11 protein-coding genes are annotated in these 8,955 nt (G+C 70.4%); 6 read left to right on the top strand and 5 right to left on the bottom strand.

The window, feature by feature from the left end:
- Positions 1 to 62: 62 nt before the first annotated feature.
- Together AB0M73_RS14425 and AB0M73_RS14430 are read right to left on the bottom strand one after the other, a co-directional pair.
- Entirely contained in the window at positions 63 to 806 is a 744-nt protein-coding gene (locus AB0M73_RS14425) for a trypsin-like serine protease (RefSeq protein WP_363891031.1), read from the bottom strand.
- Between the two features lie 158 nt (positions 807 to 964).
- A complete protein-coding gene (locus tag AB0M73_RS14430) occupies positions 965 to 1,423 on the bottom strand; it encodes an oxidoreductase (protein ID WP_363891033.1) in 459 nt (152 codons plus the stop codon).
- Positions 1,424 to 1,609: 186 nt separating this feature from the next.
- On the opposite strand from AB0M73_RS14430, the gene AB0M73_RS14435 reads away from it, so the two are divergent.
- Together AB0M73_RS14435 and AB0M73_RS14440 are read left to right on the top strand one after the other, a co-directional pair.
- On the top strand, positions 1,610 to 2,233 hold the full coding sequence (locus AB0M73_RS14435) for a TetR/AcrR family transcriptional regulator (RefSeq protein WP_363891035.1): 624 nt from the start codon (positions 1,610 to 1,612) through the stop codon (positions 2,231 to 2,233).
- 32 nt (positions 2,234 to 2,265) lie between these two features.
- On the top strand, positions 2,266 to 2,979 hold the full coding sequence (locus tag AB0M73_RS14440) for a hypothetical protein (protein ID WP_363891036.1): 714 nt from the start codon (positions 2,266 to 2,268) through the stop codon (positions 2,977 to 2,979).
- On the opposite strand, the gene AB0M73_RS14445 is transcribed toward AB0M73_RS14440, so the two are convergent.
- The 3 genes from AB0M73_RS14445 to AB0M73_RS14455 all read right to left on the bottom strand — a co-directional run bounded on the left by AB0M73_RS14445 (position 2,945) and on the right by AB0M73_RS14455 (position 5,715).
- Positions 2,945 to 4,417 carry an NAD(P)/FAD-dependent oxidoreductase gene (locus AB0M73_RS14445; RefSeq protein WP_363891038.1) on the bottom strand — a complete coding sequence of 491 codons (1,473 nt, stop codon included), beginning with the start codon at positions 4,415 to 4,417 and terminating at the stop codon, positions 2,945 to 2,947. The genes AB0M73_RS14440 and AB0M73_RS14445 overlap by 35 nt on opposite strands.
- A 3-nt stretch (positions 4,418 to 4,420) precedes the next feature.
- On the bottom strand, positions 4,421 to 4,873 hold the full coding sequence (locus AB0M73_RS14450) for a cupin domain-containing protein (RefSeq protein ID WP_363891040.1): 453 nt from the start codon (positions 4,871 to 4,873) through the stop codon (positions 4,421 to 4,423).
- Between the two features lie 86 nt (positions 4,874 to 4,959).
- Entirely contained in the window at positions 4,960 to 5,715 is a 756-nt protein-coding gene (locus AB0M73_RS14455; protein ID WP_363891042.1) for an IclR family transcriptional regulator, read from the bottom strand.
- 18 nt (positions 5,716 to 5,733) lie between these two features.
- On the opposite strand from AB0M73_RS14455, the gene AB0M73_RS14460 reads away from it, so the two are divergent.
- The 4 genes from AB0M73_RS14460 to AB0M73_RS14475 are packed head-to-tail and all read left to right on the top strand — an operon-like array spanning position 5,734 to position 8,859.
- Positions 5,734 to 6,561 (top strand): SDR family oxidoreductase, encoded by an 828-nt coding sequence (locus AB0M73_RS14460; RefSeq protein ID WP_363891044.1) that lies wholly within the window; start codon positions 5,734 to 5,736, stop codon positions 6,559 to 6,561.
- Positions 6,561 to 7,064 (top strand): cupin domain-containing protein, encoded by a 504-nt coding sequence (locus AB0M73_RS14465; protein ID WP_363891046.1) that lies wholly within the window; start codon positions 6,561 to 6,563, stop codon positions 7,062 to 7,064. The genes AB0M73_RS14460 and AB0M73_RS14465 overlap by 1 nt, the downstream gene beginning before the upstream one ends.
- Entirely contained in the window at positions 7,061 to 7,933 is an 873-nt protein-coding gene (locus tag AB0M73_RS14470; protein WP_363891048.1) for an alpha/beta fold hydrolase, read from the top strand. Before AB0M73_RS14465 ends, AB0M73_RS14470 begins: the two co-directional genes overlap by 4 nt.
- Positions 7,930 to 8,859, top strand: a complete 930-nt coding sequence (locus tag AB0M73_RS14475) for a 2,3-dihydroxyphenylpropionate 1,2-dioxygenase (protein ID WP_363891050.1) — start codon at positions 7,930 to 7,932, stop codon at positions 8,857 to 8,859. The genes AB0M73_RS14470 and AB0M73_RS14475 overlap by 4 nt, the downstream gene beginning before the upstream one ends.
- Positions 8,860 to 8,955: the final 96 nt, after the last annotated feature.

Genomic DNA, 8,955 nt, shown 5'->3' on the forward strand with positions numbered 1-8,955 from the left:
CAACGAAAAACCGCCTTGGTCCCGTAATGGGGACCAAGGCGGTTTTCCTGTGATACGCAGAACTAGCCGGCGGCGATGGTCGACCTCACCCACGAGGAGATCGTCGACGTGGAGGCGTCGCCGTAGATGGACTTGGTCCGGCCGCAGGTGTCGGCGCCGGGGCCGTCCGCGCCACGGCTGTCGCTGCCCACCAGCAAGCCGTTGACCACGGCGGGGCCGCCGGAGTCGCCGTAGCAGTCACTGCCCGACACCGTGGTGGAGAAGCACAGCTCGACGCTGCCGGTGATGCCGCCGCAGCTGCTGTCGCTGGCCACCTTGGTGGACAGCTGGCGCAGCGTGGAGCTCATCGGGCCGCAGCTGGGGGTGCCGCAGGTCTGGCCGAAGCCGTACAGCGTGACCGCGGTGCCGACCGCCGGCGAGCTGCTGGCGATCTGGATCGGGGTCTGGCTCACGGCGGAAGTCAGCTTGTACAGCGAGAAGTCGTAACCACTGCCGTTGTACTTGGGGTTGCGCACCCACTTGGAGACCCTGGCCAGCGTGCCGCCGCTGTTCAGGTTCTTCGAGCCGATGCGGATCTGGGTGGCGCCGTCGCAGTGGGCCGCGGTGAGCACCCACTGGCTGGCGACGAGCTCGCCGCTGCACCACATGCCGGAGCTGTCGCCGACGGCGGCGGCCCAGGACGGGGCGGTGCCGACGGTGGTGCCGCCGACGATGTCGGGCGTGCTGGCGGCCTGGGCCGGCACGGTCGCGATGCCGAGCAGCGTCAGGGCCATCGCCGCGACGGCGGTAAGCCTGCTGATCTTCAAGGGGCACGCCTCCACAGGGGACCGGTGGCGCCGGGTGGTCGTTCTCAGGGGTCCCGTGCGCCACAAGCGGATGTGTGCGGCCCAACGTAGAAGCAGTCGAGCGGGCCCGAACACGGCCGAAAGTCGGGTATTTCGGACGTGCCGGCCGACCCGATCTGTCAATCCGCCGAAAGGCCCGCCCAGGTCCATCGCGGCATCGGCGCGTCGGTCGGCACGGCGCTGTGCTCGGGCGTGTAGATCAGGACATCGCCGACCGCCCATTCCATGTACGCCCGCATCGCCGCGCGGAACTCCGGGTCGTCGGGCATTCCGGCGTCGTCCATCGCCGCCACGAAACAGGCCACGAACCGGCGGCCGAGGTCGTGCATGCCCTCGCCGTTGCCGGCGTGCATCCGCAGCACGGAGGAATGGTCGCCGGCCGTCGTCGAGTACGTGGGCGGGCCGCCTAGCACCTCGGCCCAGTAGGCGGCCAGCCGCGCCACGTGCTCCGGATGCTGACCAGGGTGGGAGAAGGGGTGGTTGAGCTCGGGGTCGTCGACGCAGCGACGGTGGTGCGCGGCGGCCAGCGCGAGGAAGGCCGCCTCCCCGCCGGCGTGCTCGTACAGGCTCGGACGCATGCCACGAAGCCTGGCACACCGGATGCCGGTCCGGTACGGACGTCGTTGTCCGGCGTTTTCTCGGGTCCCGGACGAACCGGTGGATCGGTTCACCCGTCTCTTTCGACGTTTTCGAAGCCGACTTGCGGCCCCGGCCGGCGGTTCGTGTGGTTGCATCTGTTCCTCACCACCGGGAAGGGATCGGGGATGTCCATCGAGCAGCGGCGTCGGGCGGTGCTGCTGCCGGCCGAGGTCGAGATCCTGCGCCGCGGCCTCGACGCGTTCGCCGAACTCGGCTACGAGGCGACTTCCGTGCGGGAGCTGGGCAATCGGCTCGGGGTCAGCCACAACTTCGTCAACGACCGCTACGGCTCCAAGAACGGCTTCTGGGAGGCCGTGGTCGACTTCGCGCTGGCCGACTGGCGCCGGCAGGTGGATCCCGTGCTGCTCAAGCACTTCGAGGATCCGGCCGAACGGCTCGCGGCGATCGTGCGGCGCTTCTACCAGATCGCCGTGCGCAGCCCGCAGCTGAGCCGGCTGATGGCGTATGAAGGGACACGGGATTCCGCCCGACTGGACTATCTGCACGAGCGGTTCCTCACACCGGTGCTGCGGCTGTGCGAGCCGTCGGTCGAGGAACTCGTTGCGGCGGGCCGAATGCGGCCCGTGCCACTGTTCCAGTTGTACTCCCTGGTCAGTGGCCCGATCGCGACGATGACCCAGGGCCCGCTGGCCCGCCGGTTCGGTGAGCGCCCGGTGAGCGACCGGGAACTGAGCGCTACCGCGGACTCCATGGCCACCATGGTGATGTCAGGACTGTTGCGCGACTGAGCATGCGATGATGGCCGCCGGGGGTGGGGTTGTTGACGCATGTTCATCCGTCGGCCGTCGTCGCACCCGAGGCCGAGCTGGCCGACGACGTGGTGATCGGACCTTACGCGGTGGTGCACGGCTGTGTGCGCCTCGCCGCCGGCGTGCGTGTCGACTCGCATGCCGTGCTGGGCGGGGATCCGCAGGACCTCGCGTTCACCGGCGGCCCGACCAGCGTGGAGATCGGGCCGGACACGGTGATCCGTGAGGCGGCGGTCGTGCACCGCTCGACCACCTCGGCGCCGACCAGGATCGGCGCCGGCTGCGTGGTGATGGGGCAGTCCCATGTCGGCCACGACTGCCAGCTCGGCGACGGCGTGGTCGTGTCGCAGGCGGTCACCCTGGGCGGGCACGTGATGCTCGGCGACGGCGCGGTGATCGGCGGCATGTGCCTGGTGCAGCAGCATGTTCGCGTCGGGCGGCAGGCCGTCGTCGGCGCGATGTCCAAGGTGACAAGGGATGTGCTGCCGTTCTGCGGCGTCGACGGCAACCCGGCCACCCACCGCGCGCTCAACGTGGTGGGGCTGAAGCGATCCGGGATGCCGCCTGGCGACTACCGCGCGTTGCGGCAGGTGTTCGACCTGTTACGCGACGGCCACGAGCTCGACTCCTGGACCGAGGGGCCCGTGGCCCAGCTGGTGGAGTTCCTGGCCGGGCCGTCGCGCCGCGGCATCAGCCCGTTTCGGCATGGCGGCGAGGCGGTGTGACCGCTTTTCGGGGCAGCCGCGACAGCACCTTCGGGGTCACGCCGGCGTAGGCCGCCGGGTCGACCGGGTTGAGCCAGTGGGACGCCCGCACCAGCGGCGAGATGGTGGCGTCCAGGTCGCCCAGCACCTCGTCGACGTTGTGCATGGAGAACGGGATGATCTTCGTGCCGCGGCAGTGGTGGGTGTCGGTGGCGACGTCCATGAACGCCAGCTGCTCGCGGACCGCCTGCCGCATCTGGTCTTCCGTCGGCAGGTCCACCGCGCCGGCGATGTCGGCGGCGATCCACACGGCCGCCATCTCGGCGTTCAACGGGCTGAAGAACGACGAGTTGTAGCCGTTGAAGTACAGCCCCGGCGCGCCCAGCGGCCGGATCTGCCGGTACAGCAGGAAGTTGCCCCGCTCGTCGAACAGGCGGTGCCGCACGTCGTCGGGCAGGAACGGGACGCCCTGGCGGAAGCCGGTCGCGCAGACGACGAGATCGGCCGGCAGCACGGTTGCGTTCGCCAGCTCGGCCATCGGCGCGCCGTCCCGGTCGAACAGGCGGGTGATGACGGTGTCGCGGTGCACGGTGATCGTGCCGTCGGCGACGCCTTCGAAGAATCCTTCGGTGGCCAGGCCGATCGCGCCCTTGACGATGTCCTCCATGTGCCCGGACGGCACGAGATTCAGCCGGGGCAGGCCGAACTGCCGCAGCGACACCGTGCCGACCGAGTTGAGCATCCGTCGCCGCAGGCCGTTGCCGGGGCCGTGCAGGAACCGCTCGAAGCCGCGCAGCCGCACGTATCGGAACAGAGCCTCGCCCATTCGGGTCAGCAGCAGCATCTTGAAGTTCACCCTGCCGGCGATCAGCCGTGGCACCTTCCACAGCAGCTGCCGGGCGACGATGTCGGTGCTGGCCGCCACCTTGCTCACCGGCACGGTCACGTCGCAGGCCGACTTGCCGTAGCCGACGACCAGCACGTGCTTGCCGCGTGCCTCCTCGACGTCGTGGAATTCCGTTGCGGCGCAGACCCTTCCGCTGAACTCGGCCTGTCCCTCAAATTCCGGCACGGCCGGCTCGCAGAACACGCCGTTGGCCACCACCAGCCGGTCGTACGCCTCGCCGTCCACCAACCACCGTTCGCCGCACGGCTCGGCCTTGCCGACCTCGGTGTTCAGCCGGGCCCTGATGCCGAACTTCTCGGCGTACGCGGCGAAGTAGGCCTGCACCTGCGCGCCGTCCGGCCATTCCGGGTAGTCGGCCGGCATGGGGAAGTCGGACAGCGAGTACTGCGCCTTGGGGCTCTGCGTCGTCACGCCCGGGTAGCGGCGGCTGCGGCTCCACACCCCGCCGACGTCCGGCGCCTTGTCGTACACGACGACCTCGTGCCCGGCCTGCATGAGCACCTTGGCGGTGGCCAGGCCCGCCACGCCGGCCCCGATGACCGCGACGCGCATCCCTCAGCCCACCTGCAGGACGATGCCGAAGTCGGCCATGATTCCCTTGAGCACGGCGACGTCCTTCGGCCCGGGCGGCAGGTCGGCCAGCGCCTGGTAGTAGTCCTCGAGTCCGGCCGGCGACACCACGGAGACCACGCGCGCCTCGTCCTTGGCCGAGTTCCGGAACGTGTGCACGATGTCGCGCGGCAGGAACAGGTAATCCCCCTGCTCCAGCACGTAGTCCTCGCCGCCCAGCATCACGTCGAGCCGGCCGGCCAGGCAGATGAACGACTCGTCCTCACGGGTGTGCAGGTGCGGCGGCGGGCCGTTGGTCTCGCCGGGCACGGCGTACTCGAACAGGGAGTACGCGCCGTGGGTGGAGTCGCCGTTGGTCTTCATGGTGATGCCGAGCCCGATGGCCGGGATCTGGCGCCCCTGCCGGTTCCGGAGCATGTAGCCGCCGCCGAGAGTCACCGTCGCCTCCCTTGCTGGCCGAATGGAACGTCACTGTGGATCTCAGCCTGGGGTGGCCGCCGGTGTGACGCAATCTCGGATCCCGCTCAGCGGGACCTGGCGTACGCCCGTGACGCGGCCGCGGCGGCCAGCCGGACCGCCGGCCCGATCCGGTCGGTCCTGATCAGCTTGCTGGGCCCGGTCACCGACAGCGCCGCCACCACGTCCCCGAGCGGCCCGAACACCGGCGCGGCCACACAGCTCACGCCGATGTTGCCTTCCTCGTGCTCGGTGGCCCAGCCCTGGTCCGGCACCGCCGTCAGCTCGCGCATCACCGCCAGCGGGTTGGTCAGCGTGCGCGGGGTGCGGCGCGGAAGACCGGCGGACAGCACCGTGCGCACGGTGTCCGGGTCGCAGTAGGCCAGGATGGCCCGGCCCAGTGCCGAGCAGTACGCCGGGATCGTGCCGCCGGCCTGCTCCAGCATGGGCATCGGCCGGTGCCCGGTGATCCGCTCCACGACCAGGATCTGGGTGCCGTCCAGCACGCCCAGCTGCACGGTGGTCTTGGTGGCGTGGTGCAGGTCCTGGAGGAACGGCAGCACCGACTCGCGCAGCTGGTGGCGGATCGGGGCCAGGCTGGAGATCTCGAACAGCCGGTTGCCGACCCGGTAGCGGTCCTGCGGCTTGTCCAGCCAGCCGAGCCGGATCATCTTGTCCGCGGTCCGGTGCGCGGTGGACCGCGGCAGCCCGGACCGCTCCACCAGCGCGGCCAGCGTCAGCTCCCGGTGGGTGGCGTCGAAGGCGCCGAAGATCGCCGCCGCCCGGTCGAGGCCGCCCACGCCGTCCCGCTCAGCGGGACTCAACGTTGTCCCCGGCTGTCCATGGCGGCCAGGCTAGCGCTTGCCGCACTCACTGGGGAGGCCGTCATCGCCACACGAATCGCACTGGTCGGAGGTGGGGCCGCCGGCATCGGCCATGCCGCCGCGGCCCATCTGCTGCGCCAGGGCCTCGGCGTTGTCCTGGCCGGGCGGCACGCCGACACACTCGCCGCCGCCGCGGACAAGCTGCGCGCCGACAGCACCGGGCCGGTCGACACGCTCGTGCACGACGTGTCCCGACTGTCCGATGTGGACGCCGCGCAGGCCGTGCAGCACGTGGAGGAGACGCACGGCTCCCTGGACGTCCTGGTGCTCAACGCCGGCGGTCCGCCGCCCGGGGGCATCCTGGAAGTCACCGACGAGCAGTGGCTGCGTTCGTACGAGCTCCTTCTGCTGGGCCCGTTGCGACTGGCCCGGGCCGCGCTGCCGGCCATGGCCGTGCGTGGCTTCGGTCGGGTCGTCCTCGTGACGTCCGCCGCCGTCCGCCAGCCGCAGCCCGATCTGGCCATCTCCGTCGTGCTGCGCTCCGCCGCCACCGCCGCGGCGAAGCTCCTGTCCCGTGAGTACGCCGCCAACGGCGTCACCGTGAACTGCGTGGCCCCCGGCGCGACCGCGACCGACCGTCGGGTCGAGGTCCTGGCCGCTCGCGCCGCGTCGGTCGGATCGAGCGTCGAGAAGATGGCCGCCCTCGACACTCTGGACGTCCCCGCCTCGCGGCCCGCGACCGCCGACGAGATCGGCGCGGCGGTGGCGTTTCTGGCTTCCCGCGCGGCAAGTTATGTGAACGGGACCGTGCTCACGGTCGACGGCGGCAGGACGGAGACGATCTGATGGCCCAGTCCGGACCGGATTTCAGCATGGCCGAATTCCTCGGCGCCGTCAGCGACACCATGCGGCCCAGCGACCTGCGGCCCATTGTCGTGCACGCCGACGAGGTGGAGCGGCTGCCGGCCGACCAGGTGCACAACCCGACCACGCTGTCCATCGCCGGCAAGCTGCCCACCGCGTCGTTCGAGATCTTCCGCCAGACCATTCCGCCGGGCCTGACCTCGGACATGCAGCGCCACCACCACGAGACCGTGCACTACGTGATCTCCGGGACCGGGCACAGCGAGGTCGAGGACGAGACGGAGTCCTGGGCCACCGGCGATTTCGTCTACACGCCGCCGTGGACCTGGCACCGGCACCACAACGACTCGGCCGAGGAACCGGTCGAGTTCCTGACCATCGAGAACTCCCGGCTGCTCGGCCTGCTCGGCGTCGGCCGGCGGCAGAGCGCCGGCCTGTCCACCGTCGCCGAGGCCCGCGCGAGATTCGGAGGAGACCCGTCATGAACCCGTTGCCGGCGCACATCTCGATCTGGGACGAACTGTCCGATGTGGACCATGAGCTGCGCCACGTGGATGTGCGTGGCGTGCGCACCCGGGTCCTGCGGGCCGGCTCCGGGCCCGATCTGGTGCTGCTGCACGGGACCGGCGGCCATCTGGAGGCGTACGCCCGGGACATCGCCGGCCTGTCCGAGTTCTTCCGCGTGACCGCCTACGACATGGTCGGCCACGGCTGGTCCGACCTGCCCGATCACCCTTACACCATCGACGTTCTCTCCGAGCACCTGCTGTCCCTCATGGACGCCCTCGGTATCGACGCCGCGCACCTGTCCGGCGAGTCCCTCGGCGGTTGGGTCGCCGCCTGGACCGCCGCCCACGACCCGGACCGTGTCTCTCGGCTCGTCCTCAACACGCCCGGCAACATCGCCAACAAGCCCGAGGTGATGGCTCGGCTGCGGGACATCACGATGGCTGCCGTCGCCGATCCTTCCGACGCAGGCGTTCGCCCCCGTATCGAGTTCCTGTTCCACCACAAGGAGATGGTCACCGACGAGCTGGTGCTGCTGCGCCGCAGGGTGTACGGCCGGCTCGGCTTCACCCGGGCCATCGCCAACACGCTGGTGCTCCAGGATCCCGTCGTACGCGCCGATTTCGCGTGGGATCCGGCTTGGGTCGGCAAGATCATGGCCCCCACTCTGCTGTTGTGGACCGACCACGACCCCACCGGCGGCCTCGACGAGGCCGAGATGCTGTTGCAGTGGCTGCCCGACGGCCACCTGCACGTGATCTCCGACGCCGGCCACTGGCCCCAGTGGGAGAAGGTCGACGAGTTCTTGGCCGTGCACCGGGACTTCCTGCTGGGGGAGTCGTCGTGAGCGAGATCGTCGGTTTGGTGGCCCTGTCCCATTCCCCTTTCGCCACCCTCATGCCCCCAGCCGGCTCGGACGACCCCGGCGGCTCTTTCCTGGCCGATGTCCACCGTGTCCGCCAGGCCGTGTCCCGCCTCCGCCCTTCCGCCGTCGTGGTCATCGGCCCCGACCATTTCCACGCCAATTTCTACGACGCCATGCCGCCGTTCGTGCTCGGCGTCGAGGAGGCCGTCGGTTTCGGCGACTTCGCCACCCGCTCCGGCCCGCTTCCCGTCGCCTCCGACCTCGCCTGGTCCCTCCGTGACGGCCTCGCCGCCGCCGGCTTCGACCTTTCCCTGTCCTACTCCCTCACCGTCGACCATGGCGTCGTCCAGAGCTACGACATGGTCGTCGGCAACGTTGCGCTGGTTCCCCTCGTCGTCAACACCGCCGCCCCGCCGCTGCCCAGCATGTCGCGGTGCATTTCCCTCGGCACGGCGCTGGGCGATGTCCTTCGCGCCGCCCCTTTTCCCGGCCGGGTCTTGCTGATCGCGTCCGGCGGCCTTTCCCATTGGCTGCCGTCCAACGATCCTCGTGACCCTTCGGTGGTGGGGGAGCGCCGTTTCTCGGTGATTCACGGCCGCCAGGACGCCCGTGCTTTCGCCGCCGCCCGCGAGCCCCGGGTTCGCGCCATGGCCGGCAATCCTTCGGCCCCCGTCAACGCCGAGTGGGACCGCTGGTTCCTCAAGCAGCTCTCCGCCGCCGACCTCGCCCCCGTCGTCGACCTCGGCGACGTCGGCCTGGAGTCCCAGGCCGGCAGCGGCGGCCACGAGATCCGCACCTGGCTGATCGGCGCCGCCGCCGTCCGGCGACCCCTCGTGTGGACCAGCTACGAGCCCGTCCCCGAGTGGATCACCGGCATGGGCATCGGCGCCACCTTCCCCGTCGGCTAGATGTACTGCCCCGGGAGGTTGTGAACGGGTGGACACGTGAGCCGATGATGTTGAAATGAGGGAGGGCCTCCAGGTTCGGTGTGGATTGCGACGTCT

The sequence above is a fragment of the Kutzneria sp. NPDC051319 genome (assembly GCF_040682195.1).
GTDB lineage: Bacteria > Actinomycetota > Actinomycetes > Mycobacteriales > Pseudonocardiaceae > Kutzneria.